This window comes from Corynebacterium sp. MSK006, from assembly GCF_030232385.1.
Lineage (GTDB): Bacteria > Actinomycetota > Actinomycetes > Mycobacteriales > Mycobacteriaceae > Corynebacterium > Corynebacterium frankenforstense_A.
Window position 1 is genome coordinate 73,789 of sequence record NZ_JASPJZ010000004.1, and the last position, 25,738, is coordinate 99,526.

23 protein-coding genes are annotated in these 25,738 nt (G+C 71.7%); 12 read left to right on the top strand and 11 right to left on the bottom strand.

What is annotated here, in order from left to right:
• Window positions 1-58: 58 nt before the first annotated feature.
• A complete protein-coding gene (locus QQA02_RS03825; RefSeq protein ID WP_284774007.1) occupies window positions 59-1,297 on the bottom strand; it encodes an acyl-CoA dehydrogenase family protein in 1,239 nt (412 codons plus the stop codon).
• Between the two features lie 234 nt (window positions 1,298-1,531).
• Here QQA02_RS03825 and QQA02_RS03830 point away from each other — a divergent pair, with 234 nt between their 5' ends.
• The 3 genes from QQA02_RS03830 to QQA02_RS03840 all read left to right on the top strand — a co-directional run bounded on the left by QQA02_RS03830 (window position 1,532) and on the right by QQA02_RS03840 (window position 4,273).
• Entirely contained in the window at window positions 1,532-2,911 is a 1,380-nt protein-coding gene (locus QQA02_RS03830) for a hypothetical protein (protein ID WP_284774006.1), read from the top strand.
• Between the two features lie 242 nt (window positions 2,912-3,153).
• A complete protein-coding gene (locus tag QQA02_RS03835; protein WP_284774005.1) occupies window positions 3,154-3,603 on the top strand; it encodes a hypothetical protein in 450 nt (149 codons plus the stop codon).
• A gap of 19 nt (window positions 3,604-3,622) precedes the next feature.
• Complete coding sequence (locus QQA02_RS03840) at window positions 3,623-4,273, top strand: ImmA/IrrE family metallo-endopeptidase (protein WP_336620408.1); 651 nt, start codon at window positions 3,623-3,625, stop codon at window positions 4,271-4,273.
• A 118-nt stretch (window positions 4,274-4,391) separates the two neighbouring features.
• Here QQA02_RS03840 and QQA02_RS03845 read toward each other — a convergent pair whose 3' ends face one another.
• The 3 genes from QQA02_RS03845 to QQA02_RS03855 are packed head-to-tail and all read right to left on the bottom strand — an operon-like array spanning window position 4,392 to window position 7,284.
• Window positions 4,392-4,667, bottom strand: a complete 276-nt coding sequence (locus QQA02_RS03845; RefSeq protein ID WP_284774004.1) for a hypothetical protein — start codon at window positions 4,665-4,667, stop codon at window positions 4,392-4,394.
• A 46-nt stretch (window positions 4,668-4,713) separates the two neighbouring features.
• A complete protein-coding gene (locus tag QQA02_RS03850; RefSeq protein WP_284774003.1) occupies window positions 4,714-6,063 on the bottom strand; it encodes a TRAP transporter large permease subunit in 1,350 nt (449 codons plus the stop codon).
• 6 nt (window positions 6,064-6,069) lie between these two features.
• A complete protein-coding gene (locus tag QQA02_RS03855) occupies window positions 6,070-7,284 on the bottom strand; it encodes a CaiB/BaiF CoA transferase family protein (RefSeq protein WP_284774002.1) in 1,215 nt (404 codons plus the stop codon).
• A 272-nt stretch (window positions 7,285-7,556) separates the two neighbouring features.
• Between QQA02_RS03855 and QQA02_RS03860 the strand changes: the two genes are divergently transcribed.
• Together QQA02_RS03860 and QQA02_RS03865 are read left to right on the top strand one after the other, a co-directional pair.
• Window positions 7,557-8,456 (top strand): LysR substrate-binding domain-containing protein, encoded by a 900-nt coding sequence (locus QQA02_RS03860; RefSeq protein WP_284774000.1) that lies wholly within the window; start codon window positions 7,557-7,559, stop codon window positions 8,454-8,456.
• 130 nt (window positions 8,457-8,586) lie between these two features.
• Complete coding sequence (locus QQA02_RS03865; protein ID WP_284773998.1) at window positions 8,587-9,807, top strand: acyl-CoA dehydrogenase family protein; 1,221 nt, start codon at window positions 8,587-8,589, stop codon at window positions 9,805-9,807.
• Between the two features lie 9 nt (window positions 9,808-9,816).
• Here the strand turns inward: QQA02_RS03865 and QQA02_RS03870 are convergent, their stop codons facing one another.
• From QQA02_RS03870 to QQA02_RS03885, 4 genes are all read right to left on the bottom strand, one after another.
• On the bottom strand, window positions 9,817-10,269 hold the full coding sequence (locus QQA02_RS03870; protein WP_284773996.1) for a type II toxin-antitoxin system death-on-curing family toxin: 453 nt from the start codon (window positions 10,267-10,269) through the stop codon (window positions 9,817-9,819).
• Window positions 10,266-10,844, bottom strand: a complete 579-nt coding sequence (locus tag QQA02_RS03875; RefSeq protein WP_284773995.1) for a Panacea domain-containing protein — start codon at window positions 10,842-10,844, stop codon at window positions 10,266-10,268. The genes QQA02_RS03870 and QQA02_RS03875 overlap by 4 nt, the downstream gene beginning before the upstream one ends.
• A gap of 102 nt (window positions 10,845-10,946) precedes the next feature.
• Entirely contained in the window at window positions 10,947-11,720 is a 774-nt protein-coding gene (locus tag QQA02_RS03880) for a response regulator transcription factor (protein WP_284773993.1), read from the bottom strand.
• A gap of 270 nt (window positions 11,721-11,990) precedes the next feature.
• A complete protein-coding gene (locus QQA02_RS03885; RefSeq protein ID WP_284773991.1) occupies window positions 11,991-13,538 on the bottom strand; it encodes a sensor histidine kinase in 1,548 nt (515 codons plus the stop codon).
• A gap of 133 nt (window positions 13,539-13,671) precedes the next feature.
• Between QQA02_RS03885 and QQA02_RS03890 the strand changes: the two genes are divergently transcribed.
• On the top strand, window positions 13,672-14,703 hold the full coding sequence (locus QQA02_RS03890; protein ID WP_284773989.1) for an FtsX-like permease family protein: 1,032 nt from the start codon (window positions 13,672-13,674) through the stop codon (window positions 14,701-14,703).
• Between the two features lie 49 nt (window positions 14,704-14,752).
• Window positions 14,753-15,535 (top strand): ABC transporter ATP-binding protein, encoded by a 783-nt coding sequence (locus QQA02_RS03895; RefSeq protein ID WP_284773987.1) that lies wholly within the window; start codon window positions 14,753-14,755, stop codon window positions 15,533-15,535.
• Between the two features lie 128 nt (window positions 15,536-15,663).
• Here QQA02_RS03895 and QQA02_RS03900 read toward each other — a convergent pair whose 3' ends face one another.
• Window positions 15,664-17,421, bottom strand: a complete 1,758-nt coding sequence (locus QQA02_RS03900) for an FAD-binding dehydrogenase (protein ID WP_284773984.1) — start codon at window positions 17,419-17,421, stop codon at window positions 15,664-15,666.
• Between the two features lie 134 nt (window positions 17,422-17,555).
• Window positions 17,556-19,919, bottom strand: a complete 2,364-nt coding sequence (locus QQA02_RS03905; protein WP_284773982.1) for a DUF6541 family protein — start codon at window positions 19,917-19,919, stop codon at window positions 17,556-17,558.
• 264 nt (window positions 19,920-20,183) lie between these two features.
• On the opposite strand from QQA02_RS03905, the gene QQA02_RS03910 reads away from it, so the two are divergent.
• The 3 genes from QQA02_RS03910 to QQA02_RS03920 all read left to right on the top strand — a co-directional run bounded on the left by QQA02_RS03910 (window position 20,184) and on the right by QQA02_RS03920 (window position 24,039).
• A complete protein-coding gene (locus QQA02_RS03910; protein ID WP_284863347.1) occupies window positions 20,184-21,905 on the top strand; it encodes an AbgT family transporter in 1,722 nt (573 codons plus the stop codon).
• A 5-nt stretch (window positions 21,906-21,910) separates the two neighbouring features.
• A complete protein-coding gene (locus QQA02_RS03915) occupies window positions 21,911-23,302 on the top strand; it encodes an amidohydrolase (RefSeq protein WP_284773978.1) in 1,392 nt (463 codons plus the stop codon).
• 158 nt (window positions 23,303-23,460) lie between these two features.
• On the top strand, window positions 23,461-24,039 hold the full coding sequence (locus QQA02_RS03920) for a nitroreductase family protein (RefSeq protein ID WP_284773976.1): 579 nt from the start codon (window positions 23,461-23,463) through the stop codon (window positions 24,037-24,039).
• A gap of 87 nt (window positions 24,040-24,126) precedes the next feature.
• On the opposite strand, the gene QQA02_RS03925 is transcribed toward QQA02_RS03920, so the two are convergent.
• Window positions 24,127-24,540, bottom strand: coding sequence for a phage holin family protein (locus QQA02_RS03925; protein WP_284863349.1), 414 nt, complete (start codon window positions 24,538-24,540; stop codon window positions 24,127-24,129).
• 59 nt (window positions 24,541-24,599) lie between these two features.
• Between QQA02_RS03925 and QQA02_RS03930 the strand changes: the two genes are divergently transcribed.
• Entirely contained in the window at window positions 24,600-25,196 is a 597-nt protein-coding gene (locus QQA02_RS03930) for an HAD family hydrolase (RefSeq protein ID WP_284863350.1), read from the top strand.
• The gene (locus tag QQA02_RS03935; protein ID WP_284773972.1) at window positions 25,193-25,729 is read left to right on the top strand and encodes a gamma carbonic anhydrase family protein; all 537 of its coding nucleotides are present in this window, start codon (window positions 25,193-25,195) and stop codon (window positions 25,727-25,729) included. The genes QQA02_RS03930 and QQA02_RS03935 overlap by 4 nt, the downstream gene beginning before the upstream one ends.
• Window positions 25,730-25,738: the final 9 nt, after the last annotated feature.

Here is a 25,738-nt window from a genome sequence, read left to right on the forward strand (position 1 = left end):
CGGCGACCACGACGACGTCGTCAATTGATGCGCCCGCGCCCCTCCGGCGCCGGCCCCGCTACCGCTTCACGCTCGTGAACGCGGAGACGCCCGTGATCTCGCGGCCGAGGATGAGCGCCTGCATGGAGTCGGTGCCCTCGTAGGTGGCCACGACCTCCATGTCGGAGAGGTGGCGGGCCACGCGGTTCTCCAGCAGCACGCCGTTGCCGCCCATCATGTCGCGGCCGATGCGGCAGACCTCGAGCGAGTTGCGCACGGTCTGCATCTTCATCATGGAGGCCATCGCGTGGGTGAACTCGCCGCGGTCGATCAGCTCGATCATCCGGCGGCACAGCAGCTCGTTCTGGGTGACCCCGGCGAGCATCGTGGCCAGCTTCTCCTGCACGAGCTGGTAGCCGGCGATCGGGGCGCCGAACTGGGTGCGGTCCAGCGCGTACTGGCGCGCCACGGCGAAGGCGGCAACGCCGTGCCCGGCGGCCTCCCACGCCACGCCGCCGCGGGTGGCGCCGAGGACCTTGTTGACGTCCTTGAAGCTGTTGCAGTTCTGCAGGCGGTTGGTCTCGGCGATGCGCAGGTCCTCGATCTCGATGTCGGCCTGCTGGATGGCGCGCTTGCCGAACTTCCCCTCGATCGCCGTCGGCCGGTAGCCCTCCGGGTAGCTGCCGTCCCCGCGCTTCTCCACCACGAAGGCCTTGACCTGGCCGTCGGCCTCGCCGCGGGCGAAGACGACGATCACGTCGCCCTGGTGGCCGTTGCCGATCCAGCGCTTGTGGCCGTTGAGCACCCACTCGTCGCCCTCGCGGCGTGCGGAGGTCTCCAGGGAGACCGAGTCGGAGCCGTGGTAGGGCTCGGTCAGGCCGAACGCGCCGGTCTTCTCGAAGCGCGCCATCGCCGGCAGCCAGCGCTGGCGCTGCTCCTCGTCGCCGAGGGTGTGGATGGCACCCATGCCGAGCCCGGAGTGCACGCCGAAGAAGGTGTTGACGGAGCCGTCGATCATGGCCAGCTCGCGGGCGACGATGCCCATGGCCAGCTCGGAGTGGCCCGGGCAGCCGTAGCCGGAGATCTGCCCGCCGGCGATGCCGAGCTCGGCCAGGCCCTTGACCACCTCGGGCGGGAACTCGGCGCGCTCCCAGTACTCGTTGATCACGTCGAAGACGACGTCGCGGCCGAAGGCGCGGATGCGGTCGCGCAGCTCGATGACGTCGGCGGGCAGGTCGGCGTCGAGCAGCAGGAAGTCGGGGTAGTCGGCGTCGGTGAGCTTCTTGGCCTCGGGGTGCGGGGTGGGCTGCAGGGACATGTCGGCCTCCTCGGGCACGGGTGTGTGGGTTTCCGTGTGCGTACGGGGTTATGCGACGGCGATACGAATCACCGTTCGTTTGTGATGCACGCTACATTGCCGACGTCCCGTCCGCCCCTGTTTCCGTGAGTTCTTCCGCACTACGTCCCGTGCGCCGTGGCTAATATCTCCACCTGCCAGGTGGTTCACAGGGGGTGCATATGAGAGAATAAGGCCATGAATAGTGTCCGGGGCTTGTTGGCTGCGCTTGCCTGCGCACCTCTCGTCCTGAGCCTCGCCGCATGCGGTGATGACACGGGGGTAGACGGGGGTGACTCCGTCGGCTCCCACGCCTCCGGGTCGAAGGGGCGCGACGGGCTGAAGCGGCCGAAGCTGGGCGAGAGCCCGGAGGGGCTCAGCCCGGGCGGCGCGATGGGGGAGATCTCCGGCTGCGGCGACTGGCGCGCCGAGGAGCTGGGCACCACCTACTTCGCCGACGGCAGCGTCGGGCTGACCGGTCACTGCTTCAACCTGATGTGGGACGACTGGGAGGCCGAGCGCGACGGCAAGGCCCCGCGTCGTTCCTCCTCCGGTTCTCGCTCCACCTCTGCGGCGCGTCCGGCCGGGCAGGCCAACATCGCGCAGGGCGGCGGTTCGGCCGGGTCCGCGGGGTCCGCGGGTTCTGCGGGTTCGGTCGGTTCCGGCGGTACGAGCGTGGCACCGGGGCTCACCGGTGGCGCCGGCACCGCGCGCCAGGGCACCGGGGTCTCCGGCAACGCCTCGGTCCTCGCCGACGGCGGTCGTCCCGCCGGTGGCAGCCGTCCCGCAGGCGGCGGCGCGCCCGCTCCGGCGCTTGCGCCCGCCCCGGCACCTGCGCCCGTGCCGGTGCCCGTTCCGGCGCCCGCGCCTCTGGTGCCCTCCGGCGGCGGCAACGGCGGTAACGGCGGTTCCGGCAACGGTGGGTCCGCCCCGTCCACGGGCCGAGGCGACGGCACGACGATCATCGCCCGTCCGACCCCGGTGCAGCCAGGTGGCGAGGACACCGGTTCCGGTGGCCTCGTCCTGGTCCCGGGCAACGGCTCGGTGCCGGGCGGGATCCTCGAGCCCGGCAAGCCTGTGAAGCCCTCGAAGCCCGGCGACTCCGATGAGTCGGCCGACCCAGGCACGACCCCGAAGCCGGGCTCGGACGGCTCCTCCTCGGAGCCCGCCGAGCCCAACGAGCCGGAGGGGCCGACGAAGCCGACGAAGCCGCGCGACTCGGAGGAGGACGGCTCGGACAAACCGGACGAGAAGCCGGGCACCACTGAGCCTTCGGATCCCTCGGAGCCCTCGGAGCCGGGCACGACCGAACCTGGCGAGCCCGGGCATTCGGTGCCCTGGACCCCGCTGGAGCCAGCGCAGCCCATCAAGCCCGACCAGCCCGACAAGCCCGAACAGCCCGACAAGCCCGAGCCGGACAAGCCCGAGCCGGACAAGCCGGGTGACTCCGACGGTTCCGAGCTCGGCGAGACCGGCGGTGGCTCGGAGGGTTACGGCGCCGGCACCGTGGTGGTCATCGTCCACCACTCGGACGGCAGCGTGACCGTCCACCACTCGGACGGCAGCGTGACCGTCCACCACCCGACGGCACCGTGACCCTGCGGGGCTAGAAGTCGGCCGGCTCCTCGGTCCGCCGCGTCCCGTGTCGGTACCGGAGTTCGCGCAGCGGAGTCGCTGTGTAGCGGTGACGCCGTGCAGCGGAACCATGAGACGCGCCGAGCCGTCTAATCAGATGGCGGCGTTCGCCCCGGAATCCTGCGATGATGACGGTGGGCGGGTGCGCAACGCCGTCCGGAGAGACAGACACCCCGCGGACTGTGAAAGGGAGGGATACCGGGATGGCCGCTCCTCGTGCCGACGTCAACCCCCAAGTGCTGCGGTGGGCCGCCGAAAGGGCCGGTCTGGACTCCGAGACGGCCGAACGGACGTGGCCGAAGTGGCGCGCGTGGCTGGAGGGCGAGGCGAAGCCCACGGTCAAGCAGGTCCGGGACCTCGCGAAGCGGACCCATGTGCCCTTCGGTTTTCTGCTGCTCGACGAACCGCCGGTCCTGGAGCTGCCGGTCACCGATTTCCGGGCCGGGCACGGCGCACCGGAGCATGTCAGTCCCGAACTCCTCGACACCGTCTACCACTGTCAACGCGTCCAGGACTGGTACATCGACTACGCCGAGCGGGAAGGCGCCGAACCGCTGGACTTCCCCGGCTCCGCGCGGGACTGGGGCGTCGAGGAGACCGCCGCGACGATCCGGCACCGCCAGAGCCCTCACCCACCTCGTCGACCGGTTTGAGGAGCTCGGTGGATTGGTCATGCGGAACTCCGTGGTGGGCAATGACACTCACCGGAAGCTCTCCGTCGACGAGTTCCGCGGCCTGAGCCTCTTCGACGAGACCGCGCCCTTGATCTTCGTCAACACGGCCGACACAAAAGCCGGCCAGGTGTTCTCCTTCCTCCACGAGTGTGCGCACATCTGGCGCGGGGAGAGCGGGGTCAGCGCGGACAGCGTTCCGGGGGCACGTGCCGGCACCGGTCCGGAACGGTGGTGCAACAGCGTCGCCGCGCAGGTGCTGGTGCCTCCGGAGGACCTCCACAGGCAGCCGGTGCGGGCGGAGAGCCTCGTCGAGGACGCGCAGCGTCTGGCCGGGCGCTACTGCTGCTCCGAGCTCTTGGTGCTGCTGGTGGTGAAGGATGCGGGGATGGTCGACGCCGATCTCGTCGAAGACGTCTTCCGGCGGGAGTCCCGGCGTCTGGCCGCCCTGGCAGCTCAGGCCGCCCAGGCGAAGACCCAGGGTGGCGAGAACTTCCACCTCACCGTGCCTGTCCGGGTCGGCAAGACGGCCCTGGCGGCCATCCTCTCCGACGTCCTGGCCGGCGGCACCAGCTACACGGAGACGATGAGCCTGACAAACCTGAAGATCGGGAGTCTCGACGCCCAACTGGCGCGGCGGGGAGCGGCATGACCTACCTCATCGACTCCAACGTCTTCATTGTCTGTCCGGGGCCGGATCATGGATGCTCCGGAGGGTTCTCGGCCTCTCCCGTCAGGGTAAGTGCCTGACCTTTGGGGTTTCTCGACGCTCAGCTCTCGTGTTCGTGTGTGCCGTGCTCCCCGTTTCTGTGGTGATGGTGGTGCTCCGGGTGCGGGCGGAACTTCAGTACGAACGCGAGGATCGCGCAGATCGAGGACGCCGAGAACACCCACGGGCCGAACTGCTCGTAGATGTCGGTGACCCACCCGGGCTGCATGCCGATCAGGCCCGCCGTCTGAACGGCGACGATCAACATTCCACCCGCTACGAAACAAAAAAGTGTGAAAAGAAAAAGCGTGCGGATGATCGCGAAGAAGATGTTCATGGGGCAACTCCCTGGTTTCTGATCTTGAGTTCAGGTTCGAGGGCGGTCAGCCGGGTATCCACAGCGGGAGTATGCCCATGCCGATCACCCAGGCGAGCAGCATCACCGGTAGGACGTAGAACGCGATCAGGGCGGGGAACATCTTCGGCGGATCCGCCTTGGCCATGGCCGCCGCGAGGTAGATGGGCGCACCGATGGGCGGGGACGCGCCCTCCGTGGACGTGCACAGCAGCAGCACGATGATCGCGACCGTCGGGTCGATTCCCACCGAGACCAGTGCGGCGAGCGCAGGGGCGCCGACCGAGGCGGCCGTCGCGGTGGAGGACAGCGGGGTCGCCACGATCACGACGATGACGATGATGAGCCCCAGCAGCACCATCTTCGGCAGGCTCAACGTGTCCAGCCAGCCCTCGAGCTGCTCGCTGAGCCCAAGCTTCTGCATGACGTTCGCCGCTGCGAGCGCGGCGAAGAGCGAGATGCCCACCGTCGCGAACTGGCCGGCGTCCTTGGCCAGCTGGACCCGGAAGTGCTCGTTGTTCTGGCGGATCCGGTGGCGCCCCTCGATCAGGGCGATGATCGTGATCAGGATGGGCACCCACACGATGATCGAGATCGAGCCGAGTCCCTCCTCGCCGATGGGCGTGCTCTCGGTGAACCACTTGGCCAGCGGGCCCACGGTGAGGATCACCGGGATGATGATCCCGAGGAAGATGAACGGTGAGGTCCATCCTCGCCGCAGCGCCGTGGGGAAGGGGACCATCTTCTCGTGAGGGGTGCGCGGCACGCCGTCTTTGCGTGTCCACATCCCGATGACGAACAGTCGGTAGAGGACCGCGTAGCCGCCCGCGCAGGCGAGGGCGACGTAGACGCTCGAGGGCGAGGCGCCCGCCGCCGCGGGCATCGCGAGCAGGATGAACATCGTGGAGTTCGGCGGCAGTGCGATGCCCAGTCCGGCGTTGCCCGCGATGATGGTCGCGGAGCGGTTCGAGCTCCAGCCGGTCTCCTTCATCCACGGGATTGTGACGGTGCCGACGGTCGCGGCGTTGCCAGCCCCGTTTCCGGCGATCAGGCCGATCATCGCGGCACCGACCGTCGAAACGTAGCCGGCGCCGCCGCGCAGTCGCCCGAAGATGGAGTCGAGGATCGTGATGAGCCGGTCGATCAGGCCGGTCGACTGCACGATGATCCCCATGAACACGAAGGCCATGGCTGCGAAGGTGACCTCAGAGGCGAGTGCCGAGGTCACCCCGTACCAGAGCAGTTGCGGCGCCTGGAGTCCACCGACGAGGCAGGTGCCGACCAACCCCACGAACAAGGCCTCGGCGATGTCACGCTTGAGAATGACATTGACGACGACGGTCGCGCCGATCAGGACGATGAGAGCGACGATGCCCATCGGAGATCACCTCCCTGTCTCCGGGGTATCGGCCGCCGTCGACGACTCGCGTTCCGCCAACCACGCGAGGATCTCCGCGCGGTGTTCGTCGACCGCGGGCGGGGCCAGCCGGTAGTCGACCGGCGTTCGCGAGAAACCCATCGGGTCGGCGACCGTGGGCACCCCGCAGGCGTCGACCACCGGGTTGAGGCCGAGCTCCTCGGCGAAGGCCACACCCTCGCCGATGCTCATGATCGGCGCCGCCGGCACGCCGACCTCGCGCAGCCGCTGCGTCCACTCGTCGGCGGTGCCGGCGGCCAGCCGCTCCTCGAGAAGCTCCTGCAGGTCCCCGCGGTGGGCGTTGCGCTGCTCCATCGTGGCGAACCGCTCGTCGGCCGCCAGCCCCGGTGCCCCGAGCGCGGCGACGAGCCTGCCGAACTGCGCGTCGTTGCCGCAGGCGATCACCACCTCGCGGTCGGCCGCGGCGAACGGCCCGTAGGGGAACAGCGAGGGGTGGATGTTGCCCAGCCGGCGCGGCTCCACCCCGCCGGCGACCACCGCCCCGGCCGCGTTGACCAGGCCCGAGAGCGCCGAGGACTGCAGGTTCAGCGCGATGTGCTGGCCCTTCCCGGAGGCCTCCCGCTCGCGCAGCGCCGCGAGGATCCCCACCGCGGCGTGCAGGCCGGTGATCACGTCGAAGATCGCCACGCCCGCCTTCTGCGGCGGGCCGTCGGCCGCACCGGTGATCGTCATCAGCCCGCTGGTCGCCTGCACCAGCATGTCGTAGCCGGGAAGATTCGCCCCGCCGGCGGTGCCGAAACCGGTGATCGAGGCGTGCACCAGCCGCGGCCACCGCTCGGCCACCGACTCCGGGTCCAGGCCGAACTTGGCCAGCCCGCCGGGCTTGAAGTTCTCGATGAACACGTCCGCCGCGCCCACCAGCCGGTGCGCCGTGGCGAGGTCCTCCGGGTCCTTGAGGTTCAGCGCGATGGAGCGCTTGTTGCGGTTGACGCTCAGGTAGTAGGTGCTCACCCCGTCGCGCACCGGCGGGCGCCACTCGCGGGTGTCGTCACCACCAGGCGACTCGACCTTGACGACGGTCGCGCCCAGGTCCGCCAGCAGCATCGTGGCGTACGGCCCGGCGAGAACCCGGGAGAAGTCGGCGACGACCACGCCGGCCAGCGGCCCGCTCGGCGCGGCCTCGTCGTCCTCGGCTCTGGTGTCCTGCGGCGGTCGGGTCATCGTCTCTCCTCGTTGTAGGGGGCGTCGGGGTCATTCCTCAGGCGCGTCGGGCTCTGAGGAACCGGCGCGGGTACCGGAACCGTTTCCGGCACCTAACGCAGTGAGGTGGACCCTAAATGTATGCAAAAGGTGACGTACGGCATACAGTCGGATAAGTTGGTCTCGCATTCGGTATCAATCCACCCGCGAGCGCGATCCGCCCCTTGGCCGCGATCCACCCGCGACCGACAAGACCCGCGACCGACAAGACCCGCGACCGGAAGGAGCCCGCCGTGGAGGTCCGTGAGGCACAGGCCTTCCTCGTCCTCGCCGACGAACTGCACTTCGGCCACGCCGCCAAGCGCCTGCACATGGCGCAGCCGCCCCTGTCCCGCATGATCAAGCAGCTCGAGACCAACCTCGGCGCCGAACTCTTCGCCCGCTCCACCCGGCACGTCGCCCTCACCCCCGCCGGCTCCGCCCTCGTCGAGCCCGCCCGCGAGCTCGTCGCCGCCGCCCGCCGCGCCGAGCAGGCCGTGCGTGACGCCGCCTCCGGGCGCACCGGGCGCATCGCCGTCGGCTTCTCCGGCACCTCCTTCCAGCGTGGGGTGGGCACCCTCGCCCGCGAGCTGGCCCGCACCCACCCCGGCATCGAGCTCAACCTGCATTCCGGCTGCCTCTCGCCCGAGGGCATCGGCCAGGTCACCGCAGGCACCCTCGACGCCACGTTCGGCCGCTGGGACACCTGGCCCAACGAGATCGAGTCGATAGTCGTCGCCCGCGAGGAGCTCCTCGTCGCACTCCCCGACGACCACCGGCTCGCCGGCCAGGACGACATCGACTTCTCCGAGCTGGCCGCCGAGAACTGGATCGTGCTGCCCGGCGGGCTGTCCGCCGGCCTGCAGAACCGCCTGAACTACCAGGCCCGCGCCGCCGGCTTCACCGCCCAGGTCGGCCAGGTCGCCCCCGACTCGATGACGCAGTTCCTCTTCGTCGGCGCCGGCATGGGCGTGGCACTGACCCTCGACTCCATCCGCGAGAACCTCACCGCCCACGGGGTCTCCTTCTCCCGCCTGCCCGGCCGGCCCACCCTCGACCTGCGCCTCGTGTGGCGCCGCGACAACCGCAGCCAGGCGCTGAAGGTCTTCGTCGACCTGGCCCGCGAGCTCTACGCGACGCCCACGCCGAATTGATACCGCCGCCGCAACAGCCGGGACGTCGTTAAGCAAAACCATCACGCAACGCGCACGGGACCGCCAAGATGGCAGCCACCTACCTGACACCGACCGCCCCGCCGAGGGCGCAGCCGAGAGGGAGAACGACATGCCGAGCGTGACCGACCTGATGGACATCGAATCCGAGTTCAGCGCCGAGGAACTGGAGGTGCGCGACCGCATCGCCGACTTCGTCGACCGGCGCGTGCGCCCCGACATCGGCGCCTGGTTCGACGCCGCCCACCTGCCCGTCGAGCTGATCCCCGAGATGGCCGGGCTCGGCCTGTTCGGCATGCACCTCAAAGGCCACGGCTGCCCCGGGCGCAGCGCCGTCGAGTACGGCATCGCCATGCAGGAGATGGAGGCCGGCGACTCCGGCCTGCGCACGGTGATCTCCGTGCAGGGCTCGCTGGCGATGAGCGCGATCTCCAAGCACGGCTCGGAGGAGCAGAAGGAGAAGTGGCTGCCTGGCATGGCCGCCGGCGAGCTCATCGGCTGCTTCGGCCTGACCGAGCCCGAGGCCGGTTCCGACCCGGCCGGGATGACCACCCGCGCCCGCTTCGACGGCGGGCGCTGGATCCTCGACGGCGCCAAGCGCTGGATCGGGCTGGCCTCGATCGCGGATGTGGCGATCATCTGGGCGAAGGTGGACAACGACTCCGCGCGCGCCGCCGGGGTGCTCGACGAGTCCCGCCTCAGGGAGGGCGTGGACGAGCAGGTGCGCGGGTTCATCGTGCCGACCGACGCGGCCGGCTTCACCGCCACGCCCATCGAGTCGAAGCTGTCCATGCGCGCCTCGCTGCAGTGCGACATCGAGCTGCGCGGCGTGGAGCTCGACGCCGAGGCGATCCTGCCGGAAAACCCCGGCATGCGCGGGCCGTTCCTCTGCCTCAACGAGGCCCGTTACGGCATCGCCTGGGGCGCGATGGGCGCTGCGCGCGACTCCATCGAGGCCGCGCTGGACTACGCCGGTAGCCGCCGGCAGTTCGACACCCCGTTGGCCGGCTTCCAGCTGACGCAGAAGAAGCTGGTGGACATGACCGTCGCGCTCAACCAGGGCCAGCTGCTCGCCCTGCGGCTGGGCCGGGCCAAGGACGCCGGGACGCTCGAGCCGCACATGATCTCCGCCGCCAAGCTGGCCAACTGCCGCACCGCCATCGAGATCGCCCGCGAGGCGCGCACCGTCTTCGGCGGCAACGGCATCACCACCGAGCACTCGCCGCTGCGGCACGCGGTCAACCTCGAGTCCGTGCGCACCTACGAGGGCACCGACGAGGTGCACACGCTCATCCTCGGCCGGAAGCTGACGGGGATCGCCGCGTTCGCGTGAGGGGTTGAATCAGAGACTGGACCATTCCAGCAGGAGCTTGGCCACCCGCTTGATGTCTTCCTGGCGTGGGGCCGCCTTCGATCCGACGATCTCCTGAATCAGGTCGATCATCGCCTGCTTCGGTGCGGTCACGACCACGCCCCGGCTCTCAAGGTAGGCCAGCGCGACGCTGAGGGATGTGCGCTTGTTTCCGTCGTCGAATGCGTGCCTTCTCGCGAGATACGCGATGAGAGCCGCCGCGCGCTCGAACACGGTCGGGAAGGCCGGTTCGCCGAATATTGTCTGGAACGCGGCCGAGATCGCGGAGTCGAGGGCCTTTTCGTCCACTCCGTACCCGCGATAGTGCTCGGGGCCGTGCACGGGATCGATGCGTGCCCCGCACCGCCGGTTGGCGGTGCGGGCCGCGTCCTTCAGCGCCTCGACCTGGCGTTTGGTCTCGTCGCAATAGGAATCGTCGTTCACAGGTCAGCCAGCGCCCGGAGCGTGTCCCAGTTCCGGCGTTCCACGCGGTCGACCGCAGCGGCGAGTCCATCCGCGCTGACGGGGGGAAATATCGCGGGAGGGGTCGGCGACTCGCCGGTCATGGAGGACGCCACGGCCTCCGCCCTCAGCGTCTTCAGACTGAGCGGGACGTTCCCGCGGTCCGTCCTCGTCAGGCCCGCGCGGCTCTCCCGCCACGTGCGAGTGCTGTGGCTCTTGTCGGAGAGGACCGTCCCCTTCAGATCGCCGTAGTGAGCCACCACGGCCTCGATGACCGCGCGCTCGTACTCGGAGAGTCGCGAGGAATCACCGCCTCGGATGCTCTCGACGGGAGCGGAGGAGGACCGTGCATCGTTCTCGGCCAGTTTCACGGCCTTCCAGAGCCGAGGCGCGACAGGGCCGTACGTCCAACCCTGCATGTCCTCCTCGAAAAGGCGTCCTCCCGCCCAGGCGAGGTGCCAGGCCTGGGAGTAGAAGCAAAGCTTCTGCAGCTTCATGCGGTCGACGTCGGGCTGGCGCTCGACGATGTACTGGGCGACGTCGACGATGCGTGTCATGATTCCTCCTCTCGCGGTGTTGAATTACCCGGTCACTGTATCCGGGTTATCCCTCAAAAACCATGGTACGGGCGCGTGCCCTCGGAGGATGGCGTCGCGCCGCTAGATCAGCCGCCGCGCCCGCGCCGTCGTGATCGCCGCGGTCCGGTTGTCCACCCCGAGCTTCTGGTAGATGTGCAGCAGGTGCGTCTTGACGGTCGCCAGCGAGATGAACAGCTGGTCGGCCAGCTCCTGGTTGGACGCCCCGGTCTGCAGTGCGTCGAGGATCTCGATCTCGCGTGCCGAGAGCGCCTCCTGCGGGCTCGAGAGCCGCTCCGCCAGGGCCGCCGCGACCTCGGGGGAGAGCGTGCGCCGGCCCTGTGCGGTCGCCAGCACCGCCCGGTGCAGCTCCTCCTCGGGGGCGTCCTTGAGCAGGTAGCCCAGCGCGCCCGCGGCCACGGCGGCGACGATGTCGGCCTCCGTGTCGTAGGTGGTCAGCACCAGCACCGGCGGCCCGCCCGCCGCGCGCAGCCGCCGGATCGCCTCGATGCCGCCGATTCCCGGCATCTGGATATCCATGACCACCACGTCCACGCTTTTCGGCGTCCCGTCGGACCCGTCGGCGCTTCCCGCCCCGTCGGACCCGTCGGCGCTTCCCGCCCCGTCGGCGCCGGTCAGGCGCAGTGCGTCCTCGCCGCTGGCACCCTCGGCGACGACGGTGATCTCGGGGAAGGACTCCAGGATCGCGTGCAGGCCCGCGCGCACGACCGGGTGGTCGTCGACGAGCACCACGCGGACGGTCGGTCCGGTGCCGGGGGTGTCGGTGGTGTCAGCGGTGCCGGCGGTGCGCTCGGTGTGCTCGGTGGCGGGGGACGGGTGCTGGGCGGGAGGTGTCATCGTGCCCCCAGGATATGAGGCACCGGGAAATTGTGTCATTGCAGAATTTGCAGTCTCATCCGACCTGGGGAAACGCCGGGGTCCAAAGCTGGAGTGACACATTTTGCAGGTGCGCCCGGCCCGGGTGCACCGGACAGGGTACTGATGGGCCTGGAGGGGCAGGTGGGATCGGCCTGTGGCCCCGCCCTGCGGACCGCGGCACCCCGCCAGGCTCCGCACCCTGCCAAGGCTCCGCACCCCGCCAGGCTCGGCACCCCGCTCCGCCCCGCCTCACCGCGCCAGCGGGATCCGGGCGGTGACCGTCGTGCCGCGGTCCGAGGAGTCGATCGCCAGCGACCCGCCTGCCTCGGCCGCGCGGTCGCGAAGGCCTGCAAGCCCGAAGTGGCCCTCGGGCACCGCGTCCGGGTCGAAGCCGTGGCCGTCGTCGTGGATGTCGAGGGTCGCCTCGTGCTCCCAGACGCCCAGCGTCACGCGGGCCCGGTCGGCACCGGAGTGGCGCACCGCGTTAGTCAACGACTCGCGGGTGACCCGCTCGAGCACCTCGGCGGCCGGGCCGGTGACCTCGCCGGGCGGGTCGACGACGACCTCGACGGGCAGCCCGAAGCGCCGCGTGGTCGCCGCGGCCAGCTCCTCGAGCCGGGTGCGCAGGTCCGGTCCGGCGGCCACCGCGTTCCCGGCGGCCGACCCACCGGCGGCACCCGACCCCGACCCACCGGCAGCATCCGCGCCGTCAGCCGAACCCACTGGATCGGCCGCGGCATCCACCGCCCCCGAGCGCCCGCCCCGCGCTCCCGAGCGTCCGGCGGCGACCAGTCGGCGCGCCTCGGCGAGGTTCTCGGCGGCGACCTCGCCGATCACCCCGAGCCGCTCGGCGGCCGTGCGCGTGTCGCCGCTGTCCAGCGCCTTGCCGGCGGCCCGGGAGAAGAGCACCACCGAGTTGAAGCCCTGGGCGAGGGTGTCGTGGATCTCGCGGGAGATGCGTTCGCGCTCGGCGAGCCGCCCGGCCTCGTTCTCGGCGGCCAGCGCCCGGGCGCGGGTCAGCGCCAGCTGCCGGGCGATCTCGCGCTGGCGTTCCAGCTCCTCGACGAGCGCGCGGTAGACGTGGCGCACCGCCACGGCGAAGGCCACGCCGAGGGTCGGGCCGATCAGCCCGCCGACGTTCCAGCCGTCCGCCTCGGAGATCACCGGCAGCCCGAGCGCGGGCACCGTCACGCCCACCACCAAGGTCGCCGCCACCACGGCCATGCCGGGCACACCGTCGCCGGCGACGTGCATGATCACGAAGACCAGCGGGAAGAGCAGCCAGAGGAAGTCCGTGCTGAGCATCAGCAACGCAAACCACAGGAGCAGCACCACCGCCAGCCACCAGCCGCGCAGCGCACCGGGCCCGCGGGTGGTCCGCCCCATCGCCAGGCGGTGGTCCCAGGTGGTGCCCACCAGGTAACAGACCGCCAGCGCGGCGGTCAGCGCCAGCACGAGGCAGCGCAGCGGTGTGGCGTCGTGGGGGAAGAACGCCGAGGCCGCGCCCAGGAACGGATGGTCGGGGTTTCCCGTCCACCCGCCGCCCGGCGCCTGTTGCTCGAGATACCGCGCGCCCCGCCAGCTCAGCACCGCGGCGAGCGCGAGCAGCAGGGCGAAGAGGACGTGCACGCCGACGCGCATCGCGGTGAGCAGCCGGGCCAGCGGTGCACCCGCCGCGGACGGGGCGTCGGGCGCCGCACCCGCCGCGGATGGGGCGTCGGGCGCCGCACCCGCGCCCGACGGCGCGGCGGGCGCCGGCGGTGCGGAAGGCGCGGCGTCGGAAATCGAGGGGGCCATGGCGCCCAACCTAGCCGCCCCGGCGTCGGTGACGGATCAACCGACCGGTTGACCGGAAAGTGAGGTCCGCGGCCGATGTGCAGGTCACAGGCTTGGACGGAGGATGAGAGTACATCGAAGAAAGGACCCGACAATGTTTCTCGCACTGCGCGACATCGCACACGCCCGCGGTCGCTTCGCCCTCATCGGCACCGTGATCGCGCTGGTCACGCTGCTCCTCGTCATGCTCACCGGGCTGACCGGCGGGCTCTCCCAGCGCAACACCTCCGCGCTCGACGCCCTCGAGCCCGAGCGCGTCGTCTTCGCCGGCGCCCCGGCCGGCGAGGAGCCCAAGGTCGACTTCGCCGAATCCCACGTCGACGAGTCCACCGAGCGCGCCTGGCGCGAGGTCACCGACGTCACCCCGCTCGGCGCCGGCCAGACGCGTGCCGACGTGTCCGGCCAGGCCACGGCCGTCGCCGTCTTCGGCCTGCCCGCCGGCACCGAGGTTCCCGGCGGCACCGTGCCGGACTCCGGCGCGCTGATCCCCGACGAGCTCGACTCCGGCGAGTTGGTCCTCGGCGGCCAGGACGTCGCCGTGACCGGCACCGTGCCCACCGAGTACTACTCGCACCTGCCGGTCGTGTGGACCGACATGACCACCTGGCGCGAGGTCACCCACAGCGACGAGCCGACGGTCCTGCTTGCCGACGCCCCGTCCGACGACGTCGCGGACAAGGTCGCCCACCAGACCGGTTCCACCGCCGTTTCCCTGCGCGACTCCTACGACGGCCTGGCCGCCTACCGCTCCGAGCGCGGCTCGCTGGTGACCATGCAGGCCCTGCTCTACGGCATCTCCGCGCTGGTCATCGTCGCCTTCCTGAGCGTGTGGACCATCCAGCGCACCCGCGACATCGCCGTGCTGCGCGCCCTGGGCGCCTCCCGCGGCTACGTGCTGCGCGACGCGCTGGCCCAGGCCGGTGCTGTGGTGCTCGCCGGTGCCGTCGGCGGCGGCCTGGTCGGCTGGGGCCTGGGCGCCCTGGCCGCGGGCGCCGTGCCCTTCGCGCTGACGCTGGCCACCGTCGCCGGCCCGGTCGTCGGTGTGGTGGTGCTCGGCCTGATCGGCGCCGTGGTGGCCACCCGCCGCGTCGCCCGCGTCGACCCGCAGCTGGCGCTCAACGCGTGACCTGCATCTGAGAACAACCGGACACAAAAGGACGTTGAAGAGAACCACCATGAACCACAAGAACACCACCCCGGCCCTGGACCTGCGCTCCGTGACCGTGACCTACCCCGACGGCGACCAGACCGTCACCGCCCTGGACGGCATCGACTTCTCCGCCGTGCCCGGCACGCTGACCGCCGTGGTCGGCGAGTCCGGCTCCGGCAAGTCCACGCTGCTCTCCGTGGCCGCCGGGCTGGTCGTGCCGAGTGCCGGCGAGGTGCTGGTGCGCGGCCGTGCCGGGGGAACGGGTGCCGGTGCGGGTGCGAAGGCCGGCGCCGCCGCCACCGCCTCCGCCGAGGCCGACGCCGTGGACCTGGCCGCCGTCGACGAGAACGAGCGGGCCCGCGTGCGCCGCGAGCGCGAGGGCGTGGTCTTCCAGAACCCGAACCTCCTGGCCTCGCTCAAGGTGCGCGACCAGCTGCTCATCGCCGACCACCTGCGCGGCAACGCCCTGGACCGCGGGCGCGCCGACGAGCTGCTCGAGACCGTCGGCCTGGTCGGCATGGGCGACCGCCGCGTCCACCAGCTCTCCGGCGGCCAGCGCCAGCGCGTCAACATCGCCCGCGCGCTGATGAACAGGCCCTCGGTGCTGCTCGCCGACGAGCCGACCAGCGCGCTGGACCGCGAGCTCTCCCACGAGATCGCGGGGCTGCTGCGCAGCGTGACCGATGAGTTGGGCACCGCCACGGTCCTGGTCACCCACGACCGCTCGCTGCTCGACTACGCCGACGTCGCCGTCGAGATGCGCGACGGCACCCTGCGCGCCATCGACCCGGCCACCGCCGCGGCCTAGAAGACAAAAGGCGCCCGGCCCCAACCGGGCGCCTTCGCCGTTCCGGGACCCAGCCGGGCCCCAGCCGGGCGCCTTCGCCGTGCCGGGTCCCAGCCGGGCGCCGGCCCAGGGCCCTAGGCCCAGAGGCCTTACCCGCGCGCCTCCCGCGCGGCCTCCGCCATCGCGCGCCCGGCCGTCAGCCCGGAGAAGATGCACCCGCCCAGGAACGTCCCCTCCAGGGCGTTGTTGCCGTGCATGCCCCCGCCGCCGAAGCCGCTGGCCTCACCGGCCGCGTAGAGACCCGGCAGCGGCTCGCCGCCGAGCGTCAGCGCGCGGCCCTCGAGGTCGGTCTCGATCCCGCCGAGCGTCTTGCGGGTCAGTAGCCGCAGCCGCACCGCGATCAGTGGGCCGTGCTCGGGGTCGAGCAGCCGGTGCGGGGCGGCGGTGCGGGCGAACTTGTCGCCCAGGTAGCGCCGCGTCGCGTTGACCACGTTGGCCTGGTAGTCCTTGGCGAAGTTGTTGGCCATCTGGGTGTCGCGCGCCTCGATCTGGGCGCGCAGCCGCTCCACGTCGAGCTCCGGGGCCTGCGGGTCGGCCTCACGCGCGGTGGCGTTCATGCCGGCCACCAGCTCCTCGAGGGTGTCGGCGACCACCCAGTCCTCGCCGTTGTCCATGAACTTCCGGATCGGCTCGGCCACCCCGGAGGTCAGCTTGCCCACCAGCTTGCGCAGGTCCTTGTCGGTCAGGTCCGGGTTCTGCTCCGAGCCGGAGAAGAGGAACTCCTTGCCCACGATGGTCTTGTCCAGCACGAACCACGAGTAGGTGTGCCCGGTGGCCAGGATGTGCGTCATGGTTTTCACGGTGTCCGCGCCCGGGATCAGCGGCACGGGCAGCCGCTCGCCCTCGGCGTCGAACCACATCGCGCTGGGCCCCGGGATGATGCGGATGCCGTGGCCCGGCCAGATCGGGTCCCAGTTCATCATGCCCTCGGTGTAGTGCCACATCCGGTCGCGGTTGACCAGGTGCGCGCCGGCGGCCTCGGCGATCTCGATGCCGCGTCCGTCGACGTGGGCGGGCACGCCGACGACCATCTGGTCGTCCGCCGGCATCGGCCCCAGCCGGTCCTCGGGCCAGCAGCGGCGCACCGCCTCCAGGTTGCCGCCGACGCCTCCGGTGGCGATGAGCACCGCCGGGGCGCGGTACTCGAAAGTGCCCACCTCCTCACGCGGGCTGGCCACCCCGCGCTCGAGCTCGTCGCACTCGATGAGCTTCGCCCCGCGCACCCCGGCGACCTGCCCGCCCTCGACGATGACCTGGTCGACGCGGCGGCGGTGCTCGAAGCGCACGGTGCCCTGCTGTTCGGCGGCACGCAGCGGCTCGTCGAAGACGCGCACGACCTCCGGGCCGGTGCCCCAGGTGACGTGGAAGCGGGGCACGGAGTTGCCGTGGCCGTCGGCGGTGCCGTCGCCGCGTTCGGCCCAGCCGGCCATCGGGATGGTGCGCAGCCCCAGCTCGCGCAGGTAAGCGCGCTTCTTATGGTGGGCGAACTCGAGGTAGGCCTCGGCCCAGCGGCGCGGCCAGTGGTCCTCGGCGCGGTCGAAGCCGGCCGAGCCGAACCAGTCGTGGCGGGCCAGCTCGAGGGAGTCGTGGATGCCCAGGCGGCGCTGCTCGGGGGTGTCGATGAGGAACAGCCCGCCGAGCGACCAGAACGCCTGGCCGCCGCGGTTGGCGGCGTTCTCCTGGTCGACGACGAGCACCCGCGCGCCGGCCTTCTGCGCCTCAAAGGCGGCGACCATGCCGGCCAGGCCCGCGCCGACGACGATGACGTCCGGCGCGAAGTCGCAGGCCGGGTCGTGGTCGAACCCGGCGTCCGCGGAGGCTTTTGCGGAGGAAGTTTTGTCCGTCATGGCAACGAAGCTAACACGCGTTCGCCGCCGCTGTCCCCGTTATCGCCCGCGCGGGCTTGCCGACGCCGCGCAGGTTCCGGCACGGCGTGCGCGGCGCCGCGCGCCCGCTTGCCGACGCCGCGCCTGCCCACGCCTCAGCGCACGCTGCGGCAGTAGCGCGGGTCCCAGCTGTCGACCTCGTAGACGAAGACCTGGTCTTCGGGGTCCGGGGCGTTCTCCTCGTAGACCGGCGTCAGCCCCGGGGCGTTGTGCAGGTTGAGGAAGGACGGGTACGGGTCCAGGTAGGACCAGAACATCGGCGGCGAGGCGACGATGTAGCGGATGCCCAGCCGGCAGGCGGCCTGGTCGACCGGGTTGGCCGGGTCGCCGTTGAGCTGGTCGGCGTGGAAGAGCACGTCGGTGGTGTCCAGCGGGTCGGCCTGGCGGTCGTTGAGGTAGTGCGTGAAGACCATCGGCAGGTCGTGGGTGACGTAGCCCCAGCCCATGCCCTCCTCGGGTGCGGAGAGGATGGAGAACGGCGTCGGGGAGGCGTCGACCTGCCCGCGCAGGAAGTCGAAGGCACGCAGGTCCGCCATTGAGACCACGCGGCCGGTCTTGTCGCCGGCGGCGGCCATGATCTGCAGGCCCTGGTCCTCCGCGCCGGCCACCGCGGGCAGCTGGGTGGTCATCACCAGCGCCGTCACGCCGATGACCGCCGCGGCCTGGGCGGCCTGCACCCGGCCTGCCCGGCCGGCGCCGGCGTCGACCACCGGGACGTCGTCAATCGGCTCCTCCGTGCCGCGCCGGGCGCGGGCGGCCCACAACTGCAACCCGGCGCCGAGGGCGGCGATCAGCGCGCCGACCCCGGCGGCGACCGCCATCGCGGAGATGAGCGCGACGCGGTGCGAGGCGTTGTAGTGGAAGGAGGTGAACAACTCGAGCGCGTCGCCCAGCCCGTTGTCGAAGGGCATCAGGCAGTAGACCGTGCCGCCGAAGCCGAGCGCCCACAGCGCGGTCAGCCAGGTCCCGCCGGTGAAGGCGAGGACGGCCAGACCCACCAGGCCGGCGACGATCAGGGCGTACCAGACGGTGTCGTCGCCGTAGAAGTCGAAGAACTTCGTCTCCAGCATCAACGCCTGGGTCACCGAATCGGAACGCACGTCGACCAGCTGCTGGGTGGACTCGGTGACCTCGCCGACGTTGCCCAGGCCCACCAGGAACTGCGGGGCGAACGGCACGGCCGTGAGCACCGCGGTGAGGATGAGGTGCCCCAGCGCGCCCAGGCGCGTGACCCCGGGGGCCGGCCTGACCAGCTGCTGGATCAGCCACAGCCCCAGGCCCGCGGCGACAACGGTGGCCGCCGAGGCGTGCGTCTGTGCCGCGCCGAGCACGGCCAGCGCCGCCAGCGTCGAGGCCGCCCAGCGCGCGTCAAGGGTGACGGTCGCCGCCGCGGTGACGGCCACGGCGACGCCCGCCAGCCCAATGCCGAAGCCGGCCGGCCAGGAGCCGTCGAAGAAGATGATCTGCCAGGCCGGCAGCAGCAGCGCCGAGGCCGCCGCGAGCGTCGTCGCCGCCCAGCGCGTCGCCGCCGCGGCCGGGGCCAGCGGGGTGTCGCCGCTGCGGCGCAGCAGGAACCCGGCGCCGATCCAGACCAGCGCCGCGGCCGAGCCGGCGGCCGCCACGGCGAGCGAGACGGCCATGAACAGGTTGATCACCTCGACGGTGTCCCACGCGCGCCCGGTGACCCTGAAGGCGATCTCGCCGGCGTAGTCGCAGGCCACGTGCCATCCGGTGGGGTAGTAGACCTCCTTGGCGTCCTCGGCGTAGCGCAGCTCGCCGGTGCGCGTCGGCGAGATCACGCCCGTCTCGTGGACCCAGTGCACCAGCGAGGCGTGCCAGTGCATGTCCCAGCCCTGCGGGATCGCGCGCAGGCCGCGGTCGCCGTCCTCGATGATGCGTCGGGCGACGTCCACCGAGGCCCAGACGACCAGCGCGGCGACGGTGCCCGCCGAGAGCAGCGCCTGCGCCCAGGCCCACGGCGTGGCCCCCGGGCTGCTGCCGGCGTGGCGCGCGCCCCGATTGCCGACGTCCCGGTGCACCGCGTGTGCGCCCCGCCCGTCGTACGTGTGGCCGGCGCCGAGGGCGCCGGGCCGGCGCGGGTCGTAGCTCTCGTCGCGCTCGGCGTCGAGGCGTTCGCGCACGCGCCGGCGCTGGGTGGCGATCACCCCGAGGGGCAGCGCCAGGGCGAGCACGAAGACCCAGGACAGGGTGAGGCTGAGCGGGTTGACCGGGATGCCCAGCCCGCCGAAGGCCCACCCGAAGAAACCGAGCACGCCGACGGTGGCCGGCACCGCGGCCGCCGCAGACAGCCCGGGACGGCGGGTGAGTGCCAGGCCGATGAGCAGGCCCGGGACCACCAGCGTGGCGAGCATGAGCGCGCACAGCAGGACCAGCTCGGGGGTGCCCGCGGTGGTGGCCGCGGTGCTGGCCGTCGGCGCTGGGGCGGCGGTTACCGTCACGATGATGCGTGTCCTTCCTCGCGGCCGGCCCGCCCGCCGGGGCAGGGTCGGAGTGGGGTTGTGATGCGGGTACTGAGTCTAGTGGGAGGCCGGGACACAACGGCCCCGGTTCGTCCGTGGCCCGTTTTCCACCACACGCGACACTTTGGTGCAATAAAGTGAACTGCACCACACGTCGATACCGGCGCGGAGGCGGCACCGCGGTGGGCCCCGGGTCCCGCCGCCCGTCTCCCCGCCGGCTGAATCCACTGAAAGGCGCGGCTCATGGACGACAAGACCGACCGCACCCAGGAATCGACCGGGTCCGGCGCGGGTGGCTCCGGCGCCGCCGGGTCCGGCGCGACCGCCACCGCCACCGCGGAGGCCGACGCCCCGCGCTCCCGGCTGGCCCGCCTCGGCGACCGCACCCTCGACGGCGTCGAGAAGGTGGGCAACAAGCTGCCCACCCCCTTCCTCCTGTTCACCTACCTCTTCCTGATCACCGCCCTGGCCTCCTCGGTGATGGCGTGGGCCGGCGTCTCGGTCGCCGTGCCCGGCTCCGACGAGGAGCTCCACGTCAAGGGGCTGTTCACCGGCGAGGGCATGGTGTGGCTGACCGAGAACGTCGCCGAGAACTACATCGGCTTCCCGCCCCTGGTTACCGTGCTGCCGATCATGCTCGCCGTCGGCGTCGCCGAGCGCTCCGGGATGCTCTCCGCGCTGATCCGCAAGCTCTTCGGCAGCGCCAACAAGACCCTGCTGCCCTACGCCGTCGGCGTGATCGGCGTGACCGCCTCGGTGATGGCCGACGCCGCCTTCGTCGTCGTGCCGCCGCTGGCCGCCATGGTCTTCCGCGCCGCCGGCCGCCACCCCGTCGCCGGCCTGCTCGGCGGATTCGCCGCCGTGGGCGCCGGCTACTCGACCGCGCTGGTGCCCACCAGCCTCGACGCCCTGTTCGCCGGCATCACCAACGCCGTGATGGGTACGCTTCCCGGCCACGAGGCCACCGAGGCCAACCCGGTGTCCAACTACTTCTTCAACATCGCTTCGGCCGTGCTGCTCGGTGTCGTCGCCGGCTGGCTGATCGACCGCGTCCTCGAACCGCGCATGTGGCGCCAGGACGTCCCGGTCGAGCGCACCGCCTCCGGCCAGCAGGAGTTCGAGACCGCGAAGGCCGACGACCACCGCCTCGACCCCGAGCTGACCGCCCGCGAGTGGGCCGCCCTGAAGGTCTCGCTCGGGGTGACCCTGCTCGTCGGCGTGGTCATCACCGCCGCGGTGCTGTGGCCGGGCTCGCCCTGGCGCAACGAGGACGGCGGCTACCTGCCGCAGTCCCCTCTGCTCAACTCGATCGTCTTCATCGTCGTGGTCTTCTTCGCGGTGATGGGCATCGCCTACGGCATGGTCGCCGGCTCGATCCGCCGCTTCGACGACGTCGTCGACATGATGCGCAAGTCCCTGATCGACCTCTCCGGCTTCCTCGTGCTCGCGTTCATCCTGGGGCAGTTCGTCGAGCTGTTCAACTGGACCGGCATCGGCACCTGGACCGGCATCGGCACCTGGACCGGCATCGGCACCTGGACCGCCGTCAAGGGCGCGGCGCTGCTCGAGTCCATCGGCCTGACCGGCTTCGCCGCCATCGTCGGCTTCGCGATCCTGGCCAGCGTGCTCAACTTGCTGATCATCTCCGGCTCCGCGATGTGGACCCTGATGGCCGCCGTCCTCGTGCCCATGTTCGCCCTGCTCGGCTACGAGCCCGGCTTCACGCAGGCGGCCTTCCGCGTGGGCGACTCGGCCACCCAGATCATCACGCCGATGAATCCGTACATGATCGTCATCCTCGGCCTGCTGCGCCGCTACGAGCCGAAGGCCGGGCTGGGCACGCTGATGAGCCGGCTGGTCGTCTTCGTCGTGCCCTTCTGGATCACCTGGGTCAGCCTGCTGGCCGTCTGGTTCTACTTCGATCTCCCGTTGGGCCCCGGCCAGGGCGTCTTTTTGGCAGGGTAGGGCCCATGGACACGCCGTCGACCGCGTACCTCGACCACACCCGCAAGCTTCTCGACGCCCGCGCCGCCCGTGCCCGGGAGCGCGCCGGGGCCGCCGACGCCGGAGGAGCTTCCGGGGGAGGGAGTGAAGCTCCCTCCCCGTCGTGGCAGCGCATCGCCGCCGACGCCGAGGAGCTGCGCGGCGAGCTGCGCGACCTGGCCCTCGACCTGCACGACCACCCCGAGGAGGCCTTCGAGGAGCACCACGCGGCCGCCGCCCTGGCGCAGCTGCTGCGCGCCCACGGCCACCGCGTCGAGACCGGCGTCGGGGGCCTTCCCACCGCCCTGCGGGCGGTGGCGCAGACGCCGGGCGGCGGGACGTCGGAAATCGAAGGCGACGGCGGGGACGCCCGCGACGGCGGGCCGACGGTCGCGATCCTCGCCGAGTACGACGCGCTGCCGGGCCTCGGCCACGGCTGCGGGCACAACATCATCGCCGCCGCCGGGGTCGGCGCCTTCCTCGCCGCCGCCCGGGAGCTCGAGCGGGGAGTGACCGGCCCGGGGCGGATCGTGCTGCTGGGCACCCCGGCCGAGGAGGGCCACACCGGCAAGGAGCACATGATCCGGGGCGGCGCCTTCGACGGCATCGACGCCGCGGTGATGGTCCACCCCTTCGGCTACGACCTCGCCGAACACGCCTGGGTGGGCCGGCGCACCATGACCGCGACCTTCCGCGGGATCTCCGCGCACGCCTCCTCGCAGCCGTTCATGGGGCGCAACGCGCTGGACGCGGCGACGCTCGCCTACCAGGGCTTCGGGCTGCTACGCCAGCAGATGCCGCCGAGCGACCGGCTGCACGCCGTCATCGACTCGGGCGGGCGGCGCCCCTCGGTCATCCCCGACGAGGCGCGCCTGTCGGTCTACGTGCGCTCGCTGATCCCGGCGGCGTTGCGCGACCTGTCTGCGCGTGTCGACGACGTGCTGCTCGGCGCCGCGCGCATGGCCGGCGTCGACGTCGAGCTGGACTGGGACATCCACCCGCCGAGCCTGCCGGTGCGCAACAACCACGTCCTCGCCCGGCGGTGGGCGCGCACCCAGGTGCTGCGCGGGCGCACCGCGCTGCCCGGCGGGATCCTGCCGGACTCGCTGGCGGCCTCCACCGACTTCGGCAACGTCTCGCACCTGGTGCCCGGCATCCACCCGATGATCAAGATCGGCCCCGACGACGCCGCGCTGCACACCGCGCGCTTCGCCGAGTGCGCCCGCAGTAAGGCGGGTGTCGACGCCGCGGTGGACGCCGCCGCGGGCCTGGCCCAGGTGGCCGTGGACATGCTCGACGAGCCGGAGCTGCTGGCCGCGGCGCGCGCCGCGTTCGAGGCGGCCGGCGGGCGCCTGGCGGTGGCCGACTACCTGGGGTGATGCGGGGACATGTCGATTCAGAGGAGAAAAATCGACATGTCTGCCCGATGTGTCGATCGCGTCGACATGTCGTTGACGCATGGTCGTGTCGGGGCGGGTTCGCGTAGGATCGCCGCGAAACGTTTACGCGTCAACTATGTCTTGAGGAGCTCTCCAGAATGCTCACCGTCGAAGAGGCCATCCGTTCGCGCCGCGCCACCCGCAAGTACACCGACCTGGTCCCCTCCGACGAGGTCATCGACCGCGTCGCCGAGCTCGCCCTGGAGGCGCCCAGCGCCTTCAACGCGCAGCTGCGCGACCTCGTCGTCGTCCGCGACCACGACGTCAAGGAAGCCCTCTTCGAGGCCTCGGGCCAGCGGCAGTTCCTCGACGCGCCCGTCGTCTTCGTCGCCGTCGGCCGCTCCGAGATCGAGCAGGACGACGACGAGGAGATCCTCGGCGCCGAGCGCGCGAAGAACCTACGCGCCGGGCGCGCCACGCGCTCCGAGGCCGTCCGCCGCGAGCACGGCCTGCGCGACGCGATGCTCGTCGGCGGCTTCCTGCTCGTCGCCGCGCAGGCCGAGGGCCTGGCCACCAGCCCGACGACCGGCTGGGACGAGGAGAAGGTCAAGGAGGCCATCGGGCTCGGCGGGCGCTCCGACCGCTCCATTGCGCTCGTCGTCGCCGCCGGCTACCCCGACGAGACCCCGGCCCACCCGGGCCGTGCGGCCAACCGCCGCGTCGACGACCGCTACTGACAACCACTGAGGCCCCGGCGCCTCAGCGCCGGGGCCGGGTGGGACGCGCCGGGGCCGACCGACGCGGCGTCGGCAAGCGACCGCGCCTCAGCGCCGGGTCAGCCCCGCGGTGATCGGGCTGACGACGGCGTTGACCAGGCCCAGCACGATGGAGCCGAAGACCGCCGCCCAGAACCCGGAGACCGTCAGCCCCAGGCCCACCGACTGGGCCACCGCCGCGGCGAGCAGCAGCATCGCCGCGTTGATCACCAGGGAGAAGAGCCCCAGCGTGAGGATGGTCAGGGGCAGGCCGAGCAGCTGGACCACCGGCTTGACCAGCGTGTTGAGCACCACGATGATCGCGCCGACGCCCAGGAAGACCCACAGGCGGTCGTGTTCGCCGTCGCCGACCAGCGGGGCGGCCGGCACGGAGACGTCCACCCCGGGCACGAAGGCGGTGACGACGAGCAGGGCGAAGGCGGTGGCCACGGCGTGCACGAAGAGGTTCCAGATCATGCGCATGGAGCCGATCCTACGGGCCGAAAATGTACGTATCGTGGTGACCGACGAAAGGATGCCTGATGAGTCACCCCACCCTGCTGTTCGACATGTACGGCGTGCTCATGCGTCTGCCCGGCCCGAGCTTCCGCCGCGGCGTCCTCGTCGCCGCCGGCGGCAACGAGGACATCTGGCCGGTCTACGCCGAGCTGCGCCCCGCCCTGGACGCCGCCCAGGTCACCGAGGTCAACTACTGGCGCCAGGTCGCCCTGCGCGCCGGGGTCGAGGACCTCGACATCCAGGAGGCCATCGCCGCCGACTACGGCGACTGCCTCGAGGCCGACCACGAGGTCGTCGACAACGTGCTGGCCCTGCGCGACAAGGGCTACAAGGTCGGCATCCTCTCCAACATCCCGACCGGGCTGGCAGCACGTGTGCGCCGGCGCCACTCCGGGTGGCTCGACGAGTTCGACGCGGTGACCTTCTCCTGCGACATCGGCGTGGCCAAGCCGGACACCCAGGCCTTCGCCGTGGCCGTCGACGCGCTGGGCGCCTCGCCGCGCGACACCGTCTTCTTCGACGACCGTGAGGACTACATCGCCGGCGCCGAGGCCGCCGGCCTGTGCGCGGTGCTCTTCACCGGCTGGGACTCCGTGGCCGGGGAGCTGGGGCTCAAATGACCGGGCCCTACTTCTACGAGTACGAGGGCCGCCGGCCCACCGTGCACCCGGACGCGTGGATCGCGCCGACGGCGACCCTGATCGGCGACGTGACCGTGGCCGCCGGGGCCTCCGTCTTCTACGGGGTGGTCCTGCGCGGCGACGTCGGCGCGATCCGCGTCGGCGAGCGCACCAACATCCAGGACAACTGCGTGCTGCACGTCGACACCGGCGAGGAGTGCGTGCTCGGCGACGACGTCACCGTCGGGCACCTGGCCCTGGTGCACAGCGCGCACGTGGCCGACGGCTGCCTGATCGGCATGGGCTCGAAGGTACTCTCGCGGTCCCGGATCGGGGAGGGCTCGCTCATCGCCGCCGGCGCGGTGGTCCTCGAGGGCGCGGAGATCCCGCCGCGCTCGCTGGCCGCCGGGGTGCCCGCGAAGGTACGCCGCGAGCTGACGGCCGAGGAGTCGCAGGCCTTCATCCCGCACGCCGCGAACTACGTGCAGACCGCGCAGGGGCAGGGCGCGCGCGTCGAGCCCGACCGGCCGTAGGGGCGGGTT